Genomic DNA, 23,413 nt, shown 5'->3' with positions numbered 1-23,413 from the left:
TTAAAATCTGCTGGAGGAGGTTAATCTTAAAGAACAATAGAGCGGATTCTTTGTGTGTAGCACCGCTCACAAAACTAAGTAGATGCTTCCGAAGCGAGTTTTGTACGAAGTAATACAAGTGTAGCAACGCTCACAAAACTAAGCAGATGCTTTCGAAGCGAGTTTTGTACGAAGTTTTTCAATGATGCATATGCTTTACAAAACTAAGCGTATGCTTCCGAAGCAGTTTTGTACGTAGTAATACTAGCGTAGCAACGCTCACAAAACTAAGTAGATGCTTCCGAAGTGAGTTTTGTACGAAGTTTTTCAATGATGCACATGCTTTACAAAACTTTTAGGAGGGGAATATATGGACATCAAGCGTTATATGATAAAAGACACAAATGAAATCCAGCTTAACAAGCTGGACCCGGACGATACAGGTAACTTTAAATCAAAAAAAGAAGCAGAAGCCAAAACAGAGCAGTTAAAGGAACGGTTGGCAGAGCTTCAAGATATTCTTTTTGCACAGAAAAAGCATTCACTGCTCGTAATTCTGCAAGGGATGGATTCCAGCGGTAAGGATGGAACAGTTAAACATATTTTTTCAGGGATTAATCCACAAGGCTTTATAGTGACCAGTTTCAAGAAACCTTCTCTGGAGGAAGAAGCTCACGATTTCTTATGGAGAGTGCATCAAAAGACACCCCCTAAAGGCTACATCTCTGCATTTAACCGCTCACACTATGAAGATGTATTGGTACCGCGGGTACATGGGGGACTGAAAAAGGATGACTTGAAGCGCCGCTTTCGTTACATACGGCAGTTTGAGGAGATGCTGGTGGAAGAGGGAACGACAATTATCAAGCTTTTTCTGCATATTTCAAAAGAGAAGCAGCTTAAGAAAATCAAAGAACGGCTTGAAGATCCCAAAAAACACTGGAAATTTGACGCAAGTGATCTACAGGAGCGGGAGTTTTGGGATGATTACCAAGAGGCATATGTAGATGTTTTTAAGGAGTCTAGTATTGATAAAGCACCCTGGTACTGGATACCAGCCAATCATCAATGGTACCGCAACTATTTGGCCTTATCCATCGTTGTAAAGACACTGGAGAGTCTGGATCTGAGCTATCCGAAGCTGAATACCCCCACACCCGACATATCGGAGCTCATTTCCCCGCGTCATTAATATTTGGATAAAACCAACATCTATTGCGGTACCTAAGATTGGGAGGAGCGTTACAGCCCGGCAGCATCCTCTAAGGCACTATTTAGTGAGGCCGAGTCACGAACCTCTTTACCCTCTGCGTTGCTTTGGCTGATCAGCTCAGAGACGGTAACGAATTCATAACCTTGTCTGCGGAGCTCATCGATAATTTGCGGAAGAGCTTCGTGAGTTTGTTTGCAGGAATCACTGGCATGTAGTAGAACGATATCACCAGGATGTGCTTTAGTCGTTACACGCTTCACGATATTGTCTACACCTATGTTCTTCCAGTCCAGAGAGTCTGTGTCCCACTGGATGACTTTGTAACCAAGATCATTGGCCACTTGCAGAACTCTTTTGTCAAAATCGCCATTAGGCATACGAATTAAGTTGGGTTCTTTACCGGTTAATTCTGTAAGCACAGTGTGAGCCGTTGTGATCTGAGTGCGAATCTCTTCGTTACTTAGAGTGCTGTAATTGACGTGTTTATGGCCATGGCTGCCAATTTCGAATCCTGCGTTTTTAATGCTTGTTACAATATCCGGGTGAGTCTTACTCCATGGTGACGATAGGAAGAAGGTGGCTTTGTCCACTTTCTTGTCTTCAAGTACCTTCAAAATTGGTTCGGGTCTCTTTTCTCCCCAGCTAATATCGAAGGTTAGGGCAATCAGCTTCTTCTCTGTTGGCACACTGTAAATGGCAGAAGGTCCAGCCTCAGAAAAAACGGTGATATTACCCCTCTCGACATAGACAACTCCAGCAGCAAGAAGCACAGCGGCGAAGATATAGATGAACCTTTTGATCTTTTTGCCGCTGAATACATAAAAAGAATTCATTAATGACAGCGCTCCTCTCCCATGCGAAATGCTTGTTTGTTCTAAATGTATGCTCGTACCGCACGGTTATGACCTAAGAAACAGAGATCACAATTTCAGGAGGTATTTATGTTGTCGTTCTTCACGTTTGTTAAAGATATTAAATCGATCCGCAAGGCTTTGCTGCTATCCTGTCTGCTCTTCGTAATAGGAGCGGTTGTTGGCTGGGTAGCGACAAGTAGTCTGGAAAAACTATTGGTTCAGCAATTGGAAGGGCTTAGTGAGATCAGTGGGAACTTAAGAGACACCGCTAATCCGCAATGGAACTTCTTTGTATTTATATTTCTGAATAACGCCATCAAGGGCGTGGTTATTATTTTCCTGGGAGCGTTGTTCGGCATATTGCCAGCTATATTCTTATTTATAAACGGAGCGGTAATTGGCTACTTGATACATTTATCCGCACTGCAAGGACAGGATTTATTCGATTTAATCGTAAAAGGATTGCTGCCACACGGGATTATAGAGATTCCGGCAATCATTATCGCTTGTGCCTTTGGACTGCATTTTGGCGGGAAAGTGATTTCAAGTTTATTTCGATCTACAGATAGAAAAGAGGAGAGAAGCGCAGACTGGTCTGCATTCATGCGTCAAACACTTACGGCTTCCATATGGACTGTAATCCTGTTATTTGTTGCAGCCATTATTGAAAGTACAATTACTTTTTCACTTTTATCATAAAACTTCAGGGAATAGAGCATAACATTAAGGGCGTTCATCCAAGGATTGCCTAAAGGTAAGGAGTATATAATCGAGACGAAACCATAAAGGGAATTTTTAATAATTATGGTTATAAAAAGAGGACTCCGGTTAATCTAGTGTAAGAGGATCTTAAGGCAGCTTTCTCCATGAGATGTACTTACTGATTATGCAAAAAAGGTTTTGGGGGTTTAGAGAAGGTGTTAATTGCAACTTCATGAAGGAGGCCAAGCATATGTTGGGAATGTTGTTTAACGAAAAGGAATGCAAGGAACTGGATTATGTTTTGAGAAAAGAACTAGATGAGATGCTGTTAGATTTGAGTGATCAGCGCTTGGACCAAAATATCAGGCACGCCATCGCTAATAGATATAAGACTGTATTCCGGATGTATGCTCGCTTCGCTCCTCAGAAAGAGCTTTCCAAGTATGCATGGGGTGGGCGTTCTTCTCAGTATAAACACTGAAGATATACGAGAATTGCTACAGTTTTATAAAGTTTTCAGATTATTTAATAAAATAGCTTGACTAAAAAGGAGTGCTCATGATAAATTATATCTCGCGCTCCTTTTGCTTGTGTAAAAGGGAAGCGGAAGGCAAGAAAAATTGAAAAAAAGATTTTTCGAAAAAAAGACTTGCCAAACAGCTCAACACTGTGATATATTATAAAGGTCGCCGCTGATAAACAACGACGACGAAATGAGAGACATTGATCTTTGAAAACTGAACAACGAGTGAGTGGGAAATCACTTAAGTGAAATCCAAATTAGAGAATTAATTTTCTCGTCAGATGTTTCAAAATGAGCATATCGCTCTTTTCAATACTAATTGGAGAGTTTGATCCTGGCTCAGGACGAACGCTGGCGGCGTGCCTAATACATGCAAGTCGAGCGGAGTTACTTTGAAAGCTTGCTTTCAAAGTAACTTAGCGGCGGACGGGTGAGTAACACGTAGGCAACCTGCCCTTCAGACTGGGATAACTACCGGAAACGGTAGCTAATACCGGATAATTTCTTTTTTCTCCTGAGAGAAGAATGAAAGACGGAGCAATCTGTCACTGAGGGATGGGCCTGCGGCGCATTAGCTAGTTGGTGGGGTAACGGCCCACCAAGGCGACGATGCGTAGCCGACCTGAGAGGGTGAACGGCCACACTGGGACTGAGACACGGCCCAGACTCCTACGGGAGGCAGCAGTAGGGAATCTTCCGCAATGGGCGAAAGCCTGACGGAGCAACGCCGCGTGAGTGATGAAGGTTTTCGGATCGTAAAGCTCTGTTGCCAGGGAAGAACGTCCGGTAGAGTAACTGTTACCGGAGTGACGGTACCTGAGAAGAAAGCCCCGGCTAACTACGTGCCAGCAGCCGCGGTAATACGTAGGGGGCAAGCGTTGTCCGGAATTATTGGGCGTAAAGCGCGCGCAGGCGGCTATTTAAGTCTGGTGTTTAAACCTTGGGCTCAACCTGAGGTCGCACTGGAAACTGGGTGGCTTGAGTACAGAAGAGGAAAGTGGAATTCCACGTGTAGCGGTGAAATGCGTAGATATGTGGAGGAACACCAGTGGCGAAGGCGACTTTCTGGGCTGTAACTGACGCTGAGGCGCGAAAGCGTGGGGAGCAAACAGGATTAGATACCCTGGTAGTCCACGCCGTAAACGATGAGTGCTAGGTGTTAGGGGTTTCGATACCCTTGGTGCCGAAGTTAACACAGTAAGCACTCCGCCTGGGGAGTACGGTCGCAAGACTGAAACTCAAAGGAATTGACGGGGACCCGCACAAGCAGTGGAGTATGTGGTTTAATTCGAAGCAACGCGAAGAACCTTACCAGGTCTTGACATCCCTCTGAATCTGCTAGAGATAGTGGCGGCCTTCGGGACAGAGGAGACAGGTGGTGCATGGTTGTCGTCAGCTCGTGTCGTGAGATGTTGGGTTAAGTCCCGCAACGAGCGCAACCCTTAACTTTAGTTGCCAGCAAGTAATGTTGGGCACTCTAGAGTGACTGCCGGTGACAAACCGGAGGAAGGTGGGGATGACGTCAAATCATCATGCCCCTTATGACCTGGGCTACACACGTACTACAATGGCCGGTACAACGGGAAGCGAAGCCGCGAGGTGGAGCCAATCCCATCAAAGCCGGTCTCAGTTCGGATTGCAGGCTGCAACTCGCCTGCATGAAGTCGGAATTGCTAGTAATCGCGGATCAGCATGCCGCGGTGAATACGTTCCCGGGTCTTGTACACACCGCCCGTCACACCACGAGAGTTTACAACACCCGAAGTCGGTGGGGTAACCCGCAAGGGAGCCAGCCGCCGAAGGTGGGGTAGATGATTGGGGTGAAGTCGTAACAAGGTAGCCGTATCGGAAGGTGCGGCTGGATCACCTCCTTTCTATGGAGAATCGTTCTCTGCAATGAGAACATTCAAATCGGAAGCTTAGCTTCCACAATAGAACCTTCGGGTTCGAACACTCACTCGTGTTCAGTTTTGAAAGAGCAAGTCTCTTTCGTATGCGTTTGGTGGCGATAGCGGAGGGGTTCCACACGTACCCATCCCGAACACGACCGTTAAGCCCTCCAGCGCCGATGGTACTTGGACCGAAGGGTCCTGGGAGAGTAGGACGTTGCCAAGCGGACAACCAATTCATTGGTTGATTCACAATGTTATATATGTTATATGGGCTTTTAGCTCAGTTGGTTAGAGCGCACCTCTGATAAGGGTGAGGTCGGTGGTTCGAGTCCACCAAGGCCCACCATATAACATTATAGAGTAATTTTATGGGGCCATAGCTCAGCTGGGAGAGCGCCTGCCTTGCAAGCAGGAGGTCAGCGGTTCGATCCCGCTTGGCTCCACCATAAATTTTTAAATGAATAACTTTTTTAACTTGATCCTTGAAAACTGGATACCGAAACGAATTTGCGTTTTAGAACATCTTTTAGCAACTTGTGCAAACAAGTAAATGTTATTAGTGAGATTTTTCTTCGGAAGAATCAAGGTTAAGCTAATAAGAGCACACGGAGGATGCCTAGGCGCCAGGAGCCGACGAAGGACGTGGCGAACAACGAAACTGCCTCGGGGAGCTGTAAGCAAGCTTTGATCCGGGGGTGTCCGAATGGGGAAACCCAGCTGTGGTAATTCGCAGTTACTCATACCTGAATACATAGGGTGTGTAGAGGCAGACCAGGGGAACTGAAACATCTAAGTACCCTGAGGAAGAGAAAACAATAGTGATTCCGTCAGTAGCGGCGAGCGAACGCGGAACAGCCTAAACCTAAGAGCTTGCTCTTAGGGGTTGTGGGACGTCTCACATGGAGTTACAAAGGAATATGGTAGGCGAAGAGGTCTGGAAAGGCCCGCGATAGAGGTAAAAGCCCTGTAACCTAAACTGTATTCTCTCCGAGACGGATCCCGAGTAGTGCGGGGCACGTGAAACCCCGTATGAATCCAGCAGGACCATCTGCTAAGGCTAAATACTACCTGGCGACCGATAGTGAAACAGTACCGTGAGGGAAAGGTGAAAAGCACCCCGGAAGGGGAGTGAAATAGAACCTGAAACCGTGTGCTTACAAAAAGTCAGAGCCCGATCTATGGGTGATGGCGTGCCTTTTGTAGAATGAACCGGCGAGTTACGTTTAACATGCAAGGTTAAGCCGAGAAGGTGGAGCCGCAGCGAAAGCGAGTCTGAATAGGGCGACTTAGTATGTGGACGTAGACCCGAAACCGTGTGATCTACCCCTGTCCAGGGTGAAGGTGCGGTAACACGCACTGGAGGCCCGAACCCACGTACGTTGAAAAGTGCGGGGATGAGGTGGGGGTAGCGGAGAAATTCCAATCGAACTCGGAGATAGCTGGTTCTCCCCGAAATAGCTTTAGGGCTAGCCTCGGTATAAGAGTAGTGGAGGTAGAGCACTGATTGGGTGCGGGGTCCGCAAGGATTACCAAGCTCAGTCAAACTCCGAATGCCATATACTTATTGCCGGGAGTCAGACAGTGAGTGCTAAGATCCATTGTCAAAAGGGAAACAGCCCAGACCATCAGCTAAGGTCCCCAAGTGTGTGTTAAGTGGGAAAGGATGTGGAGTTGCACAGACAACCAGGATGTTGGCTTAGAAGCAGCCACCATTGAAAGAGTGCGTAATAGCTCACTGGTCGAGTGACTCTGCGCCGAAAATGTAACGGGGCTAAACACACCACCGAAGCTATGGCTAGATACGTATGTATCTGGGGTAGGGGAGCGTTGTGTAGGGGTTGAAGGTGTACTGAAAAGAGCGCTGGACACTACACAAGTGAGAATGCCGGTATGAGTAACGAAAAGATCAGTGAGAATCTGATCCGCCGAAAGCCCAAGGTTTCCTGAGGAAGGCTCGTCCGCTCAGGGTAAGTCGGGACCTAAGGCGAGGCCGAAAGGCGTAGTCGAAGGACAACAGTTTGAAATTACTGTACCACCGTAATCCGCTATGAGCGATGGGGTGACGCAGGAGGGTAGTGACGCGGACTGATGGATGTCCGTCTAAGCAGTGAGGCTGATGTGTAGGCAAATCCGCACATCGTTAAGGCTGGGCTGTGATGGGGAGCGAAAATTGTAGTAGCGAAGGTCATGATCTCACACTGCCAAGAAAAGCCTCTAGCCAGGAGAAGGTGCCCGTACCGCAAACCGACACAGGTAGGCGAGAAGAGAATTCTAAGGCGCGCGGAAGAACTCTCGTTAAGGAACTCGGCAAAATGACCCCGTAACTTCGGGAGAAGGGGTGCCCCGGTAGTGTGAATAGCACGAGGGGGCCGCAGTGAAAAGGCCCAAGCGACTGTTTAGCAAAAACACAGGTCTGTGCGAAGCCGCAAGGCGAAGTATACGGGCTGACGCCTGCCCGGTGCTGGAAGGTTAAGGGGAGTGGTTAGGGGTAACCCGAAGCTATGAACCGAAGCCCCAGTAAACGGCGGCCGTAACTATAACGGTCCTAAGGTAGCGAAATTCCTTGTCAGGTAAATTCTGACCCGCACGAATGGCGTAACGACTTGGGCGCTGTCTCAACGAGAGATCCGGTGAAATTTTAATACCTGTGAAGATGCAGGTTACCCGCGACAAGACGGAAAGACCCCATGGAGCTTTACTGCAGCTTGATATTGAATTTGGGTACGATCTGTACAGGATAGGTGGGAGCCGTAGAAATCGGAGCGCAAGCTTCGGTGGAGGCGCCGTTGGGATACCACCCTGATCGTATCTAGGTTCTAACCTAGTGCCCTAATCGGGTACGGGGACCGTGTCAGGCGGGCAGTTTGACTGGGGCGGTCGCCTCCTAAAGAGTAACGGAGGCGTTCCAAGGTTCCCTCAGAATGGTTGGAAATCATTCGCAGAGTGCAAAGGCATAAGGGAGCTTGACTGCGAGACCTACAAGTCGAGCAGGGACGAAAGTCGGACTTAGTGATCCGGTGGTACCGCATGGAAGGGCCATCGCTCAACGGATAAAAGCTACCCTGGGGATAACAGGCTTATCTCCCCCAAGAGTCCACATCGACGGGGAGGTTTGGCACCTCGATGTCGGCTCATCGCATCCTGGGGCTGAAGTAGGTCCCAAGGGTTGGGCTGTTCGCCCATTAAAGCGGTACGCGAGCTGGGTTCAGAACGTCGTGAGACAGTTCGGTCCCTATCTGTCGTGGGCGCAGGAAATTTGAGAGGAGCTGTCCTTAGTACGAGAGGACCGGGATGGACGTACCGCTGGTGCACCAGTTGTTCCGCCAGGAGCATGGCTGGGTAGCTACGTACGGACGGGATAAGCGCTGAAAGCATCTAAGCGTGAAGCCCCCCTCAAGATGAGATTTCCCAATTAGTAAGACCCCTTGAAGACGACGAGGTAGATAGGTTGGAGGTGGAAGTGCAGTAATGCATGGAGCTGACCAATACTAATCGGTCGAGGGCTTATCCTAAAAATACCCCAAAAAGTGAAGAAGAAGCTGCGAAGCTAATTCCGAATACTTTCCGGGGGCCCCGTAAGAAGGGCAAACGCAAATTCGTTTCGGATTCAGTTTTCAGGCGATTAAGCCTGAGCATTTACGCTGTAAATGCCCGTTTGGTGGCGATAGCGGAGGGGTTCCACACGTACCCATCCCGAACACGACCGTTAAGCCCTCCAGCGCCGATGGTACTTGGACCGAAGGGTCCTGGGAGAGTAGGACGTTGCCAAGCGGATATTCCCTGATAGCTCAGTTGGTAGAGCACTCGACTGTTAATCGAGTTGTCACAGGTTCGAGTCCTGTTCGGGGAGCCATGCTCTCATAGCTCAGCAGGTAGAGTGCTTCCATGGTAAGGAAGAGGTCACCGGTTCGAATCCGGTTGAGAGCTCCACAGATTTGCAAGGCCCGTTGGTCAAGGGGTTAAGACACCTCCCTTTCACGGAGGTAACATGGGTTCGAATCCCATACGGGTCACCAACTTTTACTTGTACTTACCCTTAGAGGGTCCCATAGATATGGAGGCTTAGCTCAGCTGGGAGAGCATCTGCCTTACAAGCAGAGGGTCGGGGGTTCGATCCCCTCAGCCTCCACCATAATCTTCCTAAGAGATTATGGGCAACATAGAGGTACCATCAATGGGGATTAGCCAAGCGGTAAGGCAACGGACTTTGACTCCGTCACTCATAGGTTCGAATCCTATATCCCCAGCCAAGTGCGAGCCATTAGCTCAGTTGGTAGAGCACCTGACTTTTAATCAGGGTGTCGAAGGTTCGAGTCCTTCATGGCTCACTTTTATTATTATCATGCGCGTGTGGCGGAATGGCAGACGCACCAGACTTAGGATCTGGCGTTTCACGACGTGGGGGTTCAAGTCCCTTCACGCGCACCACTTATTGCGGACGTGGCTCAGCGGTAGAGCATCGCCTTGCCAAGGCGAGGGTCGCGGGTTCGATTCCCGTCGTCCGCTCCATAATTTTGCGCCCTTAGCTCAGCTGGATAGAGCGTTTGACTACGAATCAAAAGGCCGGGAGTTCGAATCTCTCAGGGCGCGCCATTTTATTATTAAGCAATTATAGTATTTATAACGGGATGTAGCTCAGCTTGGTAGAGCACCTGGTTTGGGACCAGGGGGTCGCATGTTCAAATCGTGTCATCCCGATTTTCACCTTTGCGGGTGTAGTTCAATGGTAGAACTTCAGCCTTCCAAGCTGATAGCGTGGGTTCGATTCCCATCACCCGCTCCATAATTTTATAGTAACGGGATGTAGCTCAGCTTGGTAGAGCACCTGGTTTGGGACCAGGGGGTCGCATGTTCAAATCGTGTCATCCCGATACTCAGCTTAATCGCTGCTCAAAAGCTCTTACTTCGGTAAGGGCTTTTTTGTTATGTATTGAATATACATATAAATACATCATAAGAACGTATGTTCTATTATTCCTCCAAAAAAAATCGGACTTCCGGTGGAATTCCAATCCGTAGATAATAGTTTCTCCATGATTCCTCTTGTTCGGGGCTTCTGCCTGAAGATAATAATTTTACAGCAAATACATTAGCTTGACGTTCAAGCTTCCCAGGAGAGAAATAGGAGCTTTCCTCCAGAAAAAAGCGATTGATCCCCTTGTGAAGCCGATCATGTCCTAATTCATGCGCACAAACGAAGCGCTGCCATTCTACAGGCAACTCATTATGAATGACGATAAACCTTCTTCTTAATTTTCGATAATATAATCCCTTTGTGCCAGTCCCCAGATTCATGAAACGAATTTGAATGCCTAGTGCTGCGGCAAGCTCGAACGGGCAGTTGGTTTTATATTTTTTAATCAGACTATTGATCAGTTCATCCATGTTCTTCACCTGCAGCATGTTAGTATAGTTATTTAGTGTCTTTGGATTTTTTTCTCTTATTCATCTGTTTGGCTTCCCAGAACAATCCGGTTAGTACATCTTTTATCCTCTGTTTATCTTCTTTGTCTAATGGAATTCCGTCAAACATCAGCTCTCCATCATCCTCTAGCATTTTTCGAAAGTCTCTTTTATCTTTGCTTGTGGCCCAATCTGGGACAGCCTCATCGCTTGAAAGAGTCTGGTCCTGCAAATACCCTGCTTGATCCATTAGCTCCTCGTAGGGGACGCCAGTGGCCTCAGCAATTTTGCGTAACGTGGTTGGTTTAGGAACCCCTCTTAATCCATTCTCAATCCGGGAAATTTGCGAACCGCTGATTCCGGCAGCTACTGCTAATTGATTAATGGTGAGTCCCTTTGTTTCCCGAAGATGCTTCATATAATCCCCGAATTCCTGTTTCATCTCAACTCACTCCTTATTGGCTGTAACCTTATGATAATAATATAAGCCATTTTTGCCAATAGGTAAACAACAAAGCGCATATAATTGCCAAAAGGCAAGATAATGGAGGGATATACGCTCTTTTTCGATAAAAACAGCCTAAAACGGGGTTTTACGAGATTGGTAAAGAAGTGGTATATTATAGAAAAATACGAACAGAATACGAACAAGATTTATTTTATCACATTGGGCTGGAAAATTCCGCAAATTAAATCTCATTCAGTTAAACCCAAAAGGAGTGCATAAATGATGAACATATCAACTTTACCAGAGTTGGACCGTCGCCGAACCCAGGTCGCTATAGAGAGCATGTTGGAGAAATACCGTATTTTTAAGACCGTTACATTTGAAGCTAAGGAAGCAAGCACAACTTATTCATACACAGAAAGATTTCATGGTCCTACTAACACTGTAACTGATCAGACTGCTGCGATAGCTTCTTATAATGTGGACATCCCCGCCGCAAGGAGAGCTTATTGTTCCGCAATAGACTCTGTGGTAGAGAGACTCGATACGAGAGAACAGCAGCTGGTACGGGAAAGGTATATGAGAAGAGACGAGATGTACGATTATACGATTTACAATCATGTGTTTGATCCACCGGTAAGTAAGGACACTTACGTGAAGATACGCTCGAAGGCTTTTTACAAGATGGCATTAGCGTTAACGGATCTCGGCTTACTGTCTCTGCAAACTTTAGTAACAACAGCGCCTAGGGTAAAGAAAGAGAAAATGAGTATTACTTAATAGAAGTAGAATAGTTTGATTAGTAAAGAAGACTGTATCGTCCGAGCGGATGATGCGGTCTTTTTTTGAATTATAAGAAAGTATAAGTTTCAGGGTGTACTTTATCCTTATAATCCTCGCACAAATGCTTGCCGTCCATAAAAGGAGGGTCGAAAGCTCTTTAGCTTGTCTTCAATTGTGTACCTCCAAAAAAACGCTCTATACCATCCCAAAGCTAGCCAAAACCTCGTCCGTTTACCCTCTCCGCAAGGATAATATGGGGGTATGATTATAACATGGCAAATGAAGCAAAAGAACACCGCAAGAGCATGAATGCTCTGCTAATAGTTCCGCCCTAAGGGTGATGAGAACAACCTAGCGGTGAAAGATTCTTCTCGCATTTGCCTAATGAAGAAGGGATATTATCCAACCTCGGATAGTATCCTTTTTTCTTAAATCTAGTTGAGGGGGTGTCTGCTTAATGTTCATGCAGTTGAAGGTTAACACCATCAAGGATCGACGAACGGTCGCAGATCAGAAAGGAATGGAGTGATGTCGGTACAACAATTGCGAGAACACATTACAAGTACACTTGAACGGTATTTTCCTGATGTGCCTGTATATGTAGAAGGAGAAAAACCTCAAACCGCTTATTTTCATCCCGGATTGATCTCAGCAACACTGGATCGGCAGCGGGAGGGCAGATATTTAGCGGTCTACCGTTTTGGCATCCGTTATGAGCAAGGCAATTTGCTGGAAGCTGAGAGAATGGCAGATAAGCTGAGTGAGGCGATGGCAGGAATGGAGCAGGATGGTGGAGCTTTTCGTGTAGTTAGGCAAGCTTGGGAAGCTGGAACTGAAGGGCATGGGCCGCTGTTTACAGTTGACTATATGTTGTATTTGCAAAACGACAAGCCTGACAGCATTAAGATGGGACAAATGATTGGAGGAGAACGATTGAAATGAGTACTAAAGGGAGTAACGGGAATGGGTTCAGTAAGGAACAGATTGTGAATTCCTCACTTTTTACGCCGAGGGAAAAGGATATATTGAACGTTATTTTGCAGGATGGCAAGAACTATACGCTCGAAGAAGCAAAGCAATCTATGGGATTGTTCAAAAATAAGGAGGTAATGAACTAATGGCAGGCGGAACATGGACAACGCAAAATAAGGTGCGCCCTGGGGTGTACGTAAATGTAGCATCAAATCAAGGTGCCATCGGCAAAATGGGAGAACGCGGGATTACGGCATTGGCGCTTGCCCTATCTTGGGGAGAGCCGGGAGTAATCATGAAGATTACCCCGCAGGATGATGTGAATAAGCTGCTAGGAGTGGATTTGGAACATCCAACTCTACTGCCAGTGCGTGAAGCGCTGAAACGGGCGGGAACCTTGCTGCTCTATCGATTGAATGAAGGCGTTAAAGCGGCAGTCACGAATAACGGCCTTCAGGTAACAGCTAAATATGGCGGTGTACGCGGAAATGATCTTTTGATTGTGATTGAGAAAAATATAGAGAATGCTGCTCTTTTTGATGTAAAGACGTTGCTTAATGGAACCGAACTGAACAAGCAAACGGTCGGAACGGCTGAAGAGTTGGTCGCGAACGATTATGTTCAATTCCAGAAAAATGGTGCAGAAGGCTTGAAGCTAATTGCAGGCATGCCGCTTACAGGGGGGGCTAACGGAACCGTGACGAATGGAGCACATAGTGACTTCCTGTCTGCTCTTGAGGTGCAGGAATTCCAAACAGTGGGTCTAGTATCGCAGGATAGTGCTCTGAAGGCACTCTACAGTTCTTTTGTGAGACGGCTTCGGGATACAGAAGGGAAAAAGGTACAGGCTGTACTATCCGATTATGCGGCTGCAGGTCATGAAGGTGTGATTAGCGTGAATAATGGGGTAGTACTGAGCGACGGAACTACGATTGATAACGTCAATGCCGTTGCTTGGGTAGCTGGTGCTACAGCAGCAGCTGCTGTTAATGAATCGCTGACTTATCAGGGTTATGATGATTCGGTGGATGCTGATGTAAGACTTAGCCATTCTGAGACTACAGCTGCGTTGCTAAAAGGAGAGCTTATCTTTACTTACAGTGGCGGACGGGCTGTGGTGGAACAGGATATCAATACATTTACCGCGTTTTCACCGGACAAAGGCAAAGCATTCTCCAAAAATCGTGTACTGCGCGTGCTGGATGGAATTGCAAATGATATGAAGCGTATTTTTGAGAACTACTATATCGGTAAGGTCGCGAATAATGAAGATGGCCGTGCTCTTTTCTGGTCACAGTGTGCAACTTATATGAATGATTTGCAGGATATGGGTGCGATTGAGGGCTTTAACGCGCAGACAGATGTTGTAGTTGTGGCTGGTGCAGATAGTGATAGTATCGTGCTGGATGTGGCTGTGAAACCGGTAGATTCCGTAGAAAAAGTATATATGAAAGTGAAGGTGGTTTAAGATGGCATTTTTAAAAGCTAGTGATACGATTTCCGGCCAGGAGGGCCGTGCTTATGCTGTGATTGGTACGCAAACCGAAGAGATGTTCTATGTGAAAACTCTTGAAGCTACAGTAGAAAAAACAAAGGCAGAGGTGAAAACACTGGGCCGCCGGGGTGTTCAGCATAAAGCGACTGGATGGTCGGGCAGCGGTTCGATGACGATTTTTTATATGACTAGTCGTTTCCGCCAGATGATGCTCGATTATATGAATACGGGTGTTGATCAGTACTTCGATATTGAGGTTACGAACGAAGATCCATCGTCCAGCGTGGGAGCACAACGTATTATTTTAAAAGGCGTGAACCTTGATAGTGTCATCATGGCCTCACTTGATACAGAGTCAGATGCTCTGGAAGAAGAAGTTAGCTTTACCTTTGAAGATGTGCAGATTGTGCAAGCTTTTGGTGCTCCGGCAGGTTCCGGGCTTTAATTAAGACAACTAGATAGATTGGAGCAAGCAAGACCCGAACGTAGAATGAGCGGCGGGTCTCTTCTCTGTCTATTGGCAGCTAGTAGCAGGAGAAGTATCTAATAAATAATTCTAGGAGGAAGACAATGAGCGAATTAAGTTTGTTTTTTGCCCAAAATGTAGCATGTGACACGACCGAGGAGTTTGTAGTATCCCAGCGTTTTAAGGATAAGGAAGGAAATGCGGTAGCTTGGAAGCTGCGCAGTATGACTGAGGATGAGAATCAGGAATGCCGCAAGGCCGCAACCCGTAAAGTCAAAGGTAAAAACGGAGTGTATACCTCCGAAATTGAGCCTAACGATTATATGGCGAAGCTGATGACCTCAAGTGTAGTGCATCCGGATCTGAAAAATGCTGAATTGCAGCGTTCTTATGGCGTACTTGGCGCTGAGACACTGCTGCGTAAAATGCTGCTACCAGGTGAATTCGCGGCGTTGGGTGAGCGGGTGCAGGCCTTAAATGGTTTTGGCACGGACATGAACGAGCTGGTGGATGAAGTAAAAAACTAATCAACGAGGGCGATAGTGAAGCCAATTTTGCTTATTACGCCCTCCATGAGCTGCACATTTTACCCCATGAGCTGATGAAGCTGTCTTCACGCGAACGCGCCGCAATATATGCGATGATTGCTGTTCGTGTGGAGAAGGAGAAGCGCGATCAGGCACGGAGTAAGGCGAGGAAGAGATAGTTAGGGGGTGAGAGAATGGCAGGTGTACAAAATAATATAGCTGGAATACAGCAAGTCTCTAATCAATGGATCAATGATATAACCAATCAGATTACAACACAGGTTTCGGCAAATATTTCAAATTCCTTCTCAGCAACCTTAAACCGTATCAGTATGAAAATAGTCAATAAACCCGTGTACAACATCACTAATAATTACAGTGCAGCTTATACCAGAATTCAAGCATCTATTGGAGGTGCGGTTCAGGCTCAGGAGAGACTGAATGATGCGGCTGATAGAGGGGCTGGAGGAGCTGAAAAGCAAGCTGGAACCTGGGAAAAGCTTACTGGGGCCTTTGAAAAGGCTAAGGGTATGGTGGAAAAAGTTAAAGGTGTCATGGAGAAGGTGCTTGTGCCCGCTGCTGAGCAGCAAAAGTGGGAAGATCTTTTTAAAGCAAAAACCGGAAATGCTGATGTTGGTGTAGCTATGTTTGATAAATTCAAGAAGAGAGCGCTAGAAACCGGACAGGACGTCAGCAAGTCTATGGAAAGTGTCTTGTCGTTTTATCCTAAAACACAAAATACGGACCAGCTAGATAAGCTAATGGATTATTCCACAAGGCTTAGTATGATGTCTCCAGAAGGTAAGGATATTGACGATACTTCATCAGCGATTAATTCTGCATTTGATGGAGACTCTAGTGACTTAGCATCGATGCTTCAGGTAGATGAAGAGGAGCTTGGTGGACTCGACCTAGTAGCCAGTACGGGGAACATGGGCGCTTTTTTAAGTACTTTGGGAGATATCATGACAACGGCAGGTATGACGAGTACTTCGCTGCAAACCATGATGGATTCACCCGTAAATCAGTGGCAGACGCTTCTTGGAAACTATAACAATTCCTTAGCTGGTATGGGGCAAGGGGCTCTTGCAGCATTTTCCCCGTTGTTAAGCATTCTTAACGATGCGTTCTCAGAGGGTACCTTTCAGCCTATTATCGATGGGATGGCCATTGGATTGGCTATTATAGCACAAGGTTTTTCACAAGTAGTACAGGGAGCTTTGTTTCTTTGGAGTGTTCTTAGCAGTACGTTGCCTTATGTAGTACCAATTCTTTTGGGAATTGTTGCTGGGATTATAGCTTATAAAATTGCCATGGGTGCAGCTGCAATCGCAACTAATATGTCAGCAATTGCGACTGGGATCGCTACCGCTGCGCAAGGGATTTACAACGCTGTGTTAAATGCTAATCCTATTGCGCTTGTAATTGGACTTGTTATTGCACTTATTGTGGCTTTTCTAGGAATTGTCGCAGCTCTTCAGCCAGTAAGAGATTTTCTTGCCAATATGTTCAGGGCTCTGGGACAGATCGTTGCAGATTTTGTAGGTTATGTGATTGATCTTTGGACCGGGTTTATTAATGGCATCATTGATGCTGCCAATTTTTTATTAGGTGGTATTAATAAAGTAATTGGCGCTGTTGGTAAATTTATTGGTATAGAATCAGAGATTAATCTTCATCTTGAACAGGTTGACAGCAGTCAATTTAAACAGAACGTGGAGATGAGCATTGAAAATACTTTTGATACAGCTGCGAATTTCACGCAAGATTTTGATGTTAATAAATTTAAAGAAAGCCTAAACGTTGGTGGAAACACGAATAACGAGACTACAATCAATCAATGGAATACTACTCATCAAGATGATTCAACGAAACCTCCGAAATCGCCTACCATTCCTGAGGTTCCAGTAGTTCCTGTGACGACGACTCCTGCTTTAAATACGCCTTCCGCTGTAGGTTCTTTTCAAAATGCAGGAGTACCGGGTAATCTGAGCACCGTCAACCGTGTGAACGAGCTCGGCTCCATCAACGACACCGTAGACATCTCCAGTGATGATCTGAAAATGCTGCGCGAGCTGGCCGAGATTCAGGCGATCCAGAATTTTGTGGAGCTTACGCCGACGGTGCAGGTGACGACCGGGAATATTAACAATGCCGGAGACATTGATACGATTATCAACAAGATCGGGCAAAAGCTGAACGAGGAGTTTGTCTCTACGGCGCAGGGGGTGTATACGTAACGTGGAAGAGTACGGGATTTTTTTGGGCTTTAATAATCAGGAGGATGCAATCCGGCTGCCAGTCAATCCAGAGACCTTGGAAATCAAGGAGAGTGGAGATGGAAAAAGCTATACCATTATCGATCTGGGTGAGATCAATACGATTGCTTATCCGAAGCTTACGGAGATCACAATTGAAAGTATTTTCCCGGCACAAAGGTATCCATTCGTATTGGTGCAAGAGGATGGATTGAAAAGGCCTTTTGAATATGTGGAGCTTATTAAGAAATGGATGAAGAGTCGTCGTCCTATTCGGTTTGTGTTCTCCGGTGTGAGGTATCCCGATGATACGAAAAAGGATGAAAAGAAGTTAAACAAACCGCAGAAATGGCTAGAGGAATCTTCAATTAGTGAGGATAGATCTTTAGAAATTGATTTTGCTGTGAATATGGCTATGAGCATTGAAGGTTTCACTTGGAAGCTTAGTGCGGGTACGTCAGGGGATATTGAATATTCGTTATCTCTCAAAAAATACGTATTCTATCAGGCGGTAGCTGTGAAGGTTGTCAAAGGTGAAGTGAAGGCGGAGCAGAAGCGGGCCAATGAAAAAGCAAAGCCTACTACCTATACCTTAAAAGCTGGAGACAGTCTATGGAGCATCGCTCAAAAAAAACTAGGTGATGGCTCGAAGTACAAAGTCATTCAGAAGCTTAATGGCATTCCGGATAGTGAGCTGAAAAAGCTGCCCATCGGTAAAGTCATCAAGCTGCCGTAGGAGGGTGTTATGGAACTGCTAGTGAAGAATAAGGAAGGGAACCTATGGGATATTTCTGGCATCGTCTCAGATATTTCTTGGAAAACCGCACGGTCAGGTAAACCGTCAACGCTAGAGTTAACGCTTGTGGACAGCGGAATCTATCAGCTCCCCAAGTTCGGGATCAGCAATGGTGATATTATTCAGTTCAGTAAAGATAATGTGGATGTATTTTACGGATTTGTGTTCAGCATTGATACGGGCTCGGATCAGGAGATTAAGCTGACAGCCTATGATCAGATTCGTTATTTGCTGGGCAATGGTAGTTATATTTTGCAGGATGTTACGGCTAGTGATGTGATCAAGAAAATAACAACGGACTACGGATTAAAGACAGGTGTGCTGGAGGAGACAGAGTACCGGATTCCTTCTTTAATTGAAGATGACAAAAAGCTGTTGGACATCATTATGGGAGCCATCGGCAGTGAGCTTCAGTATAAGGGGCGGTTGATGGCTTTCTACGATGATTTTGGGAAGCTGACGCTGCGTAAACCGGATTCTATGCTGCTTAACCTGGTGCTCGGAGCGGGTCATTATCTGTACGATTATTCGCTCAAAAAAAGTATTGATGACGATACGTACAACACGATTTTTCTGTACAAGGATAACGAGGCATCGGGCAAACGCGATTTCTATCCGGTTAGTGACAAGGACAATGTGAAACGCTGGGGTATCCTGCACTTGTATCAGAAGGCTGATGACAAAGCGAATGCTGCCCAAATTCAGGAGAAGGCAAACAATTTACTGAAAATGCACAACCGCGAAAAGCTCAGTCTCTCCGTACAGGCGATTGGTGATATGCGTGTAAGAGCAGGCAATTTCATTTATGTCCTATTGGATGAATTCGAGACTCAATTGTTTCTGGTAGACCAATGCAGCCATAAGATTTCTGGAGGGGAGCATACAATGTCCCTCGATATTAAGGTGGTGTAGAAATGATGTTAGATATTATTAAAAAAGCAAGTCTAGGAGCCGTGGGGAGTACAAATCCCGTGGCTTTTTCTTATGGAACGGTAACGGAGGCAGCTCCTTTGCAGATCCAGGTGGATCAGCGGTTTATTTTATCGGGGAATGCGTTAGTGCTGCCTGAATCGGTAATGGAAAGCAAGATCGACATCGAGGGCAAAGAAGTAATACTTCGGCGAGGACTAGCGAGTGGGGACCGCGTATTAATGGTTCGAATGCAGGGCGGACAAAGCTACATTGTTCTGGATCGGCTGGTGAGCCCGATATGATCCCTGCGATTGGAAAAGCTGGACCGATAACGGCCCTGCTTGAGGGGGAGGTCAACCTTGAGCGTGGGGAAAGTCCTAGTCTTACGTACCGGATGGATTGGGAGAGAAAAAGGATTACAGGCCAAACGGATGGACTAGAAGCTGTTCAACAGGCGGCGGCTAAAATATTGCGAACCGATCGGTTTGAACATCTGATTTACAGTTCTGATTACGGAACAGAGTGGCGGTTGGTGCTTGGTAGGGACCGGCTGCTGGTTAGAGCTGAAATCAGACGTATCGTTAGTGAGGCACTACTTCAGGATGAACGAATCCTTAGTTTAGAGAATATTGTTGTTTCGTTTACCGGAGATAATCTAACTTTTGACTGTAAGGTCGTCACACGTTACGGAAATTTTCAGCTGAGAAAGGAGTGGAATGAGGATGTATGAGGATCAGACGTATGAGGCTCTTTTGGAGCGGATGTTGGACCGGATTCCATCAGGATTGGATAAACGCGGGGGCAGCATCATTTATGACGCGTTGGCTCCAGCAGCTGCTGAGTTGGCACAGATGTATATTGAGCTGGATGTGAATAATAATCTGTATTTTGCAGATACGGCTACCGGAGAGTACTTAGAGCGAAGTATCTCCTGGTCAGGCATTGTAAGGCGTGAAGCTAGCAAGGCGCAGCTGAAAGGGATTTTTTATAAGGCGGATGGAGGATTGTTAGATGTTCCACTCGGCAGCCGCTTCTCACTCGAAATACTGAATTATACGGCTGTGGAGAAGTTATCTCCTGGAGTGTATCGCTTGGAAAGTGAAACCGCTGGAGAAGAAGGAAATCGATATTTTGGCTCTTTACTCCCAGTGGATTATATTTCAGACCTAGCGCGCGGAGAAATAGCTTCTCTTCTGATCCCTGGGGAGGACATTGAAACGGATGATGCACTACGCCAGCGTTATTTGGATTCAGCCAGACGCCCAGCTACTAGCGGAAATAAATATCACTATATGGAGTGGGCACTGCAAGTTCCGGGTGTGGGAGGCGCACGTGTTTTTCCATTATGGAAAGGTCCTAAAACTGTGAAGGTGATTATTGTGGACGCCGAAAAAAAACCAGCATCCGAGCTGTTGGCGGCTCAGGTGCAGCAATACATTGATCCGGTCTCAGGAGAGGGTGAGGGACAAGCACCGGTAGGGGCTGTTGTGACCGTGGCGCCGGCTGCGGGCAAAAACATCAGTATAAGCGCCAAGGTAACCCTTGCTTCTGGCTATGCTCTGCAAGCTGTAAACCAAGGCTTTCAGGTGATGCTTGAGAAATATCGCAAGGAGAAGGCTTTTTCAGCAACCTATATCAGTCAGTCTGTCATCGGGGCATTATTGCTTGCTACTGAAGGAGTTGCGGATTACACAGAGCTGAAGTTGAACATTGGAGCGGGCAATGTGATGTTGAACGAAGAAGAAGTACCGTTGTTCGGCAACGTTCTACTGGAGGTGTAGCATGGGTTATCCAGAGCAAATTGATATTTTTCAAGAAAAACTTAATAAAAAAGCAAACGGTAGCAGTTATGTTATCGAAGAGAGATTACCGCTTGTAAATGGCGTTTATAGTGGTCTTCTAGCGCATGACAATATTAATAATCAGACCATTGCGGTGTACACAGGGTCACAGTATTCCGGGATCGAGCTACGCAATTTCACTGTGTCTTTTCCGGATGAGGCGCCCTGGCGGCGCTTGATTAAGATTTTTGCCGATGTGCCTGAGGTATATGTGACTTACGAAACCCCCGGCGATACGGTTGAAGCAGAGGATATTAACGGTTTGCAGGTGAGTCTTACCGCTGTTCAAACTGAAATAGAGCGTTATAAGAACAAGGGCCAGATTGACGGAGGATCATTTAGAAGAGAGGTGTAAAATGGCACAGACCATACAAATAAAGCGGGGTACAAAGGCTGAGCTAACGAGTTATGGCGTGTTGAAGGCAGGCGAGCTTGGTTTTTGCAGTGATACTAAGGAAGTTTATATTGGTGACGGCACGTCCAATTCCATGGTCGGCAGGGCGCTGTCAGGGCCAGAAGCTTCGCGTCCGGTTGCAGGATCCGTTGGTCGTTTGTATTACGTGACTACGGGTTCGAATAGCGGATATTTATATTTTGATGATGGGGCAGCTTGGCGGCGGGTGAATGCGCAGAAGCTTACCGATCTGACAGGTACAATTGATGATATCGCTGATGGAGCAACCTATGCGAAGGTGCTTAAAGCGGATATTAGTGCGGGACATATCAATAAAGTATCGGATGGCACAAACGTAAAGACTGCCGCTGAGATCAAGACTCACATTGATGATGTGGCCAAGCACCGGACAATCAATGATACAGGGACTACGATTACAGACTTGTGGTCAGCGCAGAAGATTAAAAATGAAATTGAGTTGGCCAAGCATAACATCGAACCGCAAGCATCGGTAAAAGACCAGAACCTGCTGGCTCCACCTGCCAGTCCGGTTGAGGGAGATCGATACATTATTCCAGCGGGAGCAACCGGGGCATGGGCGGGGAAAACGAATCAAATTGTTGAATACCAATTTGCCGCTTGGGTATTTTATGTTCCTGCCGTCGGTTGGACCGCTTACGTCGATGATGAGCAGAAGATTTATAGCTGGAACGGCAGCGCATGGGTACGCACGGGTGGTGCACTACAGACCATTACAGCTGGGAACGGGCTAATTGGTGGGGGTCAGGCCGATGCTGTGACACTCAATATTGGTGCAGGCAATGGAATCACGGTTACTGCAGACGCGATTGCGGTTACGGCAGGAAAAGGGATCACCGTAGATGGATCCGGTGTAGTTGTAAGTGTGGATGGAAGCAGCATCATTTATGATGCTGCGAATGGCAATAGACTTACCGTAGCCAGTATTGATGGCGGAACATTCTAGGGGGCGGGACAATGGCTCTAAAAACATTGATTCAAATACGCCGCGGCTTGGAAAGCGCCATTGGAGCGCTGGCTATTGGTGAGCTTGGGTATTGTACAGACAGTGGCAAGCTGTACATTGGTTCTGCCGCTGGTAATGTCTTGCTGGTAGCCGCGCAGAGTACCGGGGATATGCTGAAAAGCATTTACGATACGAATAACAATGGCAAGGTGGATTTTGCACAACAAGCGGATAGTGTAGCTTGGGCGGGGGTAGCAGGTAAACCAGTGGTATTTCCTCCGGCGGCGCATACACATGATTATTTGCCCAAAGGCCCCCTAACCTGGAATCAACTGAAGGGGGTGTAGAGGATGAGTTACGGCAGCTCTTTATACAGCGAATTGCAATATTCCGCAGATAAAGATTCGAGCCATCCGGGTGAAGTCGAGGCGCCTGATCTAATGCAGTATTTGCCGGACTATTATAAGGATGTCCGCGAAATGGAGAAGCTTCAGGAGACCATCGGGCTAGAAATTGGTGGACTGAAGCTGGGCACTATAGACGTACTGGATCAGGCTTTTGTTGAAACGGCAACGGTGAGCCTTGGACGATGGGAAGCTGAGCTTGGACTAAATATCGATTCATCCAAGTCATATGCCACACGCCGAGAGATGATTAAGGCAAAGCTGCGTGGAAATGGGACGACCACACCGGAGATGATTCAGCGGACGGCGTCAGCTTTTTCAGGTGGAGTGGTTGAAGTAAAGGAAGTGCCTGAGGAGTACCGTTTTGAGATTCATTTTGTGAGTACACTGGGGATTCCTCCAAATATGGCAGGGTTGATTCAAATCATCGAAGAGATTAAACCTGCGCATTTAGCTTATGAATTTGTGTTCAGCTATACCTGGTGGGACTCTGTTAAAGCCTTGACTTGGGAGAGTGCTCACAGTAAAACATGGAACGAATTAAGAACTTATAGATAGGAGAGTGA

At 46.6% G+C, this 23,413-nt stretch carries 22 protein-coding genes, 14 tRNA genes and 4 rRNA genes; 37 read left to right on the top strand and 3 right to left on the bottom strand.

The window, feature by feature from the left end; all coding sequences use genetic code 11:
- Window positions 1–349: 349 nt before the first annotated feature.
- Window positions 350–1,171, top strand: coding sequence for a PPK2 family polyphosphate kinase (locus NST94_RS26725; RefSeq protein WP_052097348.1), 822 nt, complete (start codon window positions 350–352; stop codon window positions 1,169–1,171).
- A gap of 50 nt (window positions 1,172–1,221) precedes the next feature.
- On the opposite strand, the gene pdaB is transcribed toward NST94_RS26725, so the two are convergent.
- Window positions 1,222–2,025, bottom strand: coding sequence for a polysaccharide deacetylase family sporulation protein PdaB (gene pdaB, locus NST94_RS26720; protein ID WP_036680629.1), 804 nt, complete (start codon window positions 2,023–2,025; stop codon window positions 1,222–1,224).
- A gap of 108 nt (window positions 2,026–2,133) precedes the next feature.
- On the opposite strand from pdaB, the gene NST94_RS26715 reads away from it, so the two are divergent.
- From NST94_RS26715 to NST94_RS26620, 20 genes are all read left to right on the top strand, one after another.
- Entirely contained in the window at window positions 2,134–2,745 is a 612-nt protein-coding gene (locus tag NST94_RS26715) for a stage II sporulation protein M (protein ID WP_076138447.1), read from the top strand.
- Window positions 2,746–2,998: 253 nt separating this feature from the next.
- Window positions 2,999–3,229, top strand: a complete 231-nt coding sequence (locus NST94_RS26710; protein ID WP_036680631.1) for a hypothetical protein — start codon at window positions 2,999–3,001, stop codon at window positions 3,227–3,229.
- Window positions 3,230–3,587: 358 nt separating this feature from the next.
- Window positions 3,588–5,145: ribosomal RNA gene (locus NST94_RS26705) — 16S ribosomal RNA — on the top strand.
- 124 nt (window positions 5,146–5,269) lie between these two features.
- Window positions 5,270–5,386 (top strand): 5S ribosomal RNA (rrf, locus tag NST94_RS26700).
- A 46-nt stretch (window positions 5,387–5,432) separates the two neighbouring features.
- Window positions 5,433–5,509, top strand: a tRNA-Ile gene (locus NST94_RS26695).
- 24 nt (window positions 5,510–5,533) lie between these two features.
- Window positions 5,534–5,609 (top strand) — tRNA-Ala (locus NST94_RS26690).
- Window positions 5,610–5,748: 139 nt separating this feature from the next.
- Window positions 5,749–8,675, top strand: a 23S ribosomal RNA gene (locus NST94_RS26685).
- Window positions 8,676–8,817: 142 nt separating this feature from the next.
- Window positions 8,818–8,934, top strand: a 5S ribosomal RNA gene (gene rrf / locus NST94_RS26680).
- The 16S, 23S and 5S rRNA genes sit together here with 14 tRNA genes alongside, the layout of an rRNA operon.
- A gap of 6 nt (window positions 8,935–8,940) precedes the next feature.
- Window positions 8,941–9,016 (top strand) — tRNA-Asn (locus NST94_RS26675).
- Window position 9,017: 1 nt separating this feature from the next.
- Window positions 9,018–9,093: transfer RNA gene (locus tag NST94_RS26670), tRNA-Thr, on the top strand.
- An 11-nt stretch (window positions 9,094–9,104) separates the two neighbouring features.
- A tRNA-Glu gene (locus tag NST94_RS26665) sits at window positions 9,105–9,179 on the top strand.
- 40 nt (window positions 9,180–9,219) lie between these two features.
- Window positions 9,220–9,295, top strand: a tRNA-Val gene (locus NST94_RS26660).
- 43 nt (window positions 9,296–9,338) lie between these two features.
- A tRNA-Gln gene (locus tag NST94_RS26655) sits at window positions 9,339–9,413 on the top strand.
- Window positions 9,414–9,418: 5 nt separating this feature from the next.
- Window positions 9,419–9,491 (top strand) — tRNA-Lys (locus NST94_RS26650).
- Window positions 9,492–9,507: 16 nt separating this feature from the next.
- Window positions 9,508–9,591 (top strand) — tRNA-Leu (locus NST94_RS26645).
- 6 nt (window positions 9,592–9,597) lie between these two features.
- A tRNA-Gly gene (locus NST94_RS26640) sits at window positions 9,598–9,672 on the top strand.
- A 7-nt stretch (window positions 9,673–9,679) separates the two neighbouring features.
- Window positions 9,680–9,756, top strand: a tRNA-Arg gene (locus NST94_RS26635).
- A 31-nt stretch (window positions 9,757–9,787) separates the two neighbouring features.
- A tRNA-Pro gene (locus NST94_RS26630) sits at window positions 9,788–9,861 on the top strand.
- 11 nt (window positions 9,862–9,872) lie between these two features.
- Window positions 9,873–9,946 (top strand) — tRNA-Gly (locus NST94_RS26625).
- A gap of 14 nt (window positions 9,947–9,960) precedes the next feature.
- Window positions 9,961–10,034, top strand: a tRNA-Pro gene (locus NST94_RS26620).
- A gap of 100 nt (window positions 10,035–10,134) precedes the next feature.
- Here the strand turns inward: NST94_RS26620 and NST94_RS26615 are convergent.
- Complete coding sequence (locus NST94_RS26615; RefSeq protein ID WP_036681396.1) at window positions 10,135–10,548, bottom strand: ImmA/IrrE family metallo-endopeptidase; 414 nt, start codon at window positions 10,546–10,548, stop codon at window positions 10,135–10,137.
- Window positions 10,549–10,576: 28 nt separating this feature from the next.
- A complete protein-coding gene (locus NST94_RS26610; protein ID WP_076129758.1) occupies window positions 10,577–11,008 on the bottom strand; it encodes a transcriptional regulator in 432 nt (143 codons plus the stop codon).
- Window positions 11,009–11,293: 285 nt separating this feature from the next.
- Here NST94_RS26610 and NST94_RS26605 point away from each other — a divergent pair, with 285 nt between their 5' ends.
- The 16 genes from NST94_RS26605 (at window position 11,294) to NST94_RS26530 (ending at window position 23,405) form a co-directional block, all read left to right on the top strand.
- Window positions 11,294–11,794, top strand: coding sequence for an ArpU family phage packaging/lysis transcriptional regulator (locus NST94_RS26605; protein ID WP_094902361.1), 501 nt, complete (start codon window positions 11,294–11,296; stop codon window positions 11,792–11,794).
- Window positions 11,795–12,325: 531 nt separating this feature from the next.
- Complete coding sequence (locus tag NST94_RS26600) at window positions 12,326–12,739, top strand: DUF6838 family protein (RefSeq protein ID WP_038573440.1); 414 nt, start codon at window positions 12,326–12,328, stop codon at window positions 12,737–12,739.
- Window positions 12,736–12,915, top strand: a complete 180-nt coding sequence (locus NST94_RS26595; RefSeq protein WP_036681241.1) for a hypothetical protein — start codon at window positions 12,736–12,738, stop codon at window positions 12,913–12,915. Before NST94_RS26600 ends, NST94_RS26595 begins: the two co-directional genes overlap by 4 nt.
- Window positions 12,915–14,237 carry a phage tail sheath family protein gene (locus tag NST94_RS26590; RefSeq protein ID WP_076193913.1) on the top strand — a complete coding sequence of 441 codons (1,323 nt, stop codon included), beginning with the start codon at window positions 12,915–12,917 and terminating at the stop codon, window positions 14,235–14,237. Before NST94_RS26595 ends, NST94_RS26590 begins: the two co-directional genes overlap by 1 nt.
- Window position 14,238: 1 nt before the next feature.
- Window positions 14,239–14,709 carry a phage tail tube protein gene (locus NST94_RS26585; protein ID WP_036681245.1) on the top strand — a complete coding sequence of 157 codons (471 nt, stop codon included), beginning with the start codon at window positions 14,239–14,241 and terminating at the stop codon, window positions 14,707–14,709.
- Window positions 14,710–14,834: 125 nt separating this feature from the next.
- Window positions 14,835–15,257 carry a phage portal protein gene (locus tag NST94_RS26580; protein WP_076129761.1) on the top strand — a complete coding sequence of 141 codons (423 nt, stop codon included), beginning with the start codon at window positions 14,835–14,837 and terminating at the stop codon, window positions 15,255–15,257.
- 194 nt (window positions 15,258–15,451) lie between these two features.
- Window positions 15,452–17,497, top strand: a complete 2,046-nt coding sequence (locus tag NST94_RS26575) for a hypothetical protein (protein WP_339281467.1) — start codon at window positions 15,452–15,454, stop codon at window positions 17,495–17,497.
- A gap of 1 nt (window position 17,498) precedes the next feature.
- Window positions 17,499–18,251: a LysM peptidoglycan-binding domain-containing protein gene (locus NST94_RS26570; RefSeq protein ID WP_339281466.1), complete on the top strand. Its 753-nt coding sequence runs from the start codon at window positions 17,499–17,501 to the stop codon at window positions 18,249–18,251.
- 9 nt (window positions 18,252–18,260) lie between these two features.
- Entirely contained in the window at window positions 18,261–19,223 is a 963-nt protein-coding gene (locus NST94_RS26565) for a hypothetical protein (RefSeq protein WP_339281465.1), read from the top strand.
- Between the two features lie 5 nt (window positions 19,224–19,228).
- Window positions 19,229–19,525, top strand: coding sequence for a DUF2577 domain-containing protein (locus NST94_RS26560; RefSeq protein WP_076099903.1), 297 nt, complete (start codon window positions 19,229–19,231; stop codon window positions 19,523–19,525).
- Entirely contained in the window at window positions 19,522–19,953 is a 432-nt protein-coding gene (locus NST94_RS26555; protein WP_076186586.1) for a DUF2634 domain-containing protein, read from the top strand. Before NST94_RS26560 ends, NST94_RS26555 begins: the two co-directional genes overlap by 4 nt.
- The gene (locus NST94_RS26550) at window positions 19,946–21,004 is read left to right on the top strand and encodes a baseplate J/gp47 family protein (protein ID WP_339281464.1); all 1,059 of its coding nucleotides are present in this window, start codon (window positions 19,946–19,948) and stop codon (window positions 21,002–21,004) included. The genes NST94_RS26555 and NST94_RS26550 overlap by 8 nt, the downstream gene beginning before the upstream one ends.
- Window position 21,005: 1 nt before the next feature.
- Complete coding sequence (locus NST94_RS26545; RefSeq protein WP_036681259.1) at window positions 21,006–21,419, top strand: hypothetical protein; 414 nt, start codon at window positions 21,006–21,008, stop codon at window positions 21,417–21,419.
- A 1-nt stretch (window position 21,420) separates the two neighbouring features.
- Window positions 21,421–22,443 carry a DUF2793 domain-containing protein gene (locus NST94_RS26540; protein ID WP_339281463.1) on the top strand — a complete coding sequence of 341 codons (1,023 nt, stop codon included), beginning with the start codon at window positions 21,421–21,423 and terminating at the stop codon, window positions 22,441–22,443.
- A gap of 11 nt (window positions 22,444–22,454) precedes the next feature.
- On the top strand, window positions 22,455–22,790 hold the full coding sequence (locus NST94_RS26535) for a hypothetical protein (protein WP_076099872.1): 336 nt from the start codon (window positions 22,455–22,457) through the stop codon (window positions 22,788–22,790).
- Between the two features lie 3 nt (window positions 22,791–22,793).
- Entirely contained in the window at window positions 22,794–23,405 is a 612-nt protein-coding gene (locus tag NST94_RS26530; RefSeq protein WP_076186581.1) for a putative phage tail protein, read from the top strand.
- Window positions 23,406–23,413 lie beyond the last annotated feature (8 nt).

The organism is Paenibacillus sp. FSL H8-0282 (assembly GCF_037963825.1).
Classification (GTDB): Bacteria; Bacillota; Bacilli; order Paenibacillales; family Paenibacillaceae; genus Paenibacillus_AQ; species Paenibacillus_AQ odorifer.
Note: the sequence above shows the minus strand (reverse complement) of the source record. Positions and strands in the feature narration are given on the sequence as shown.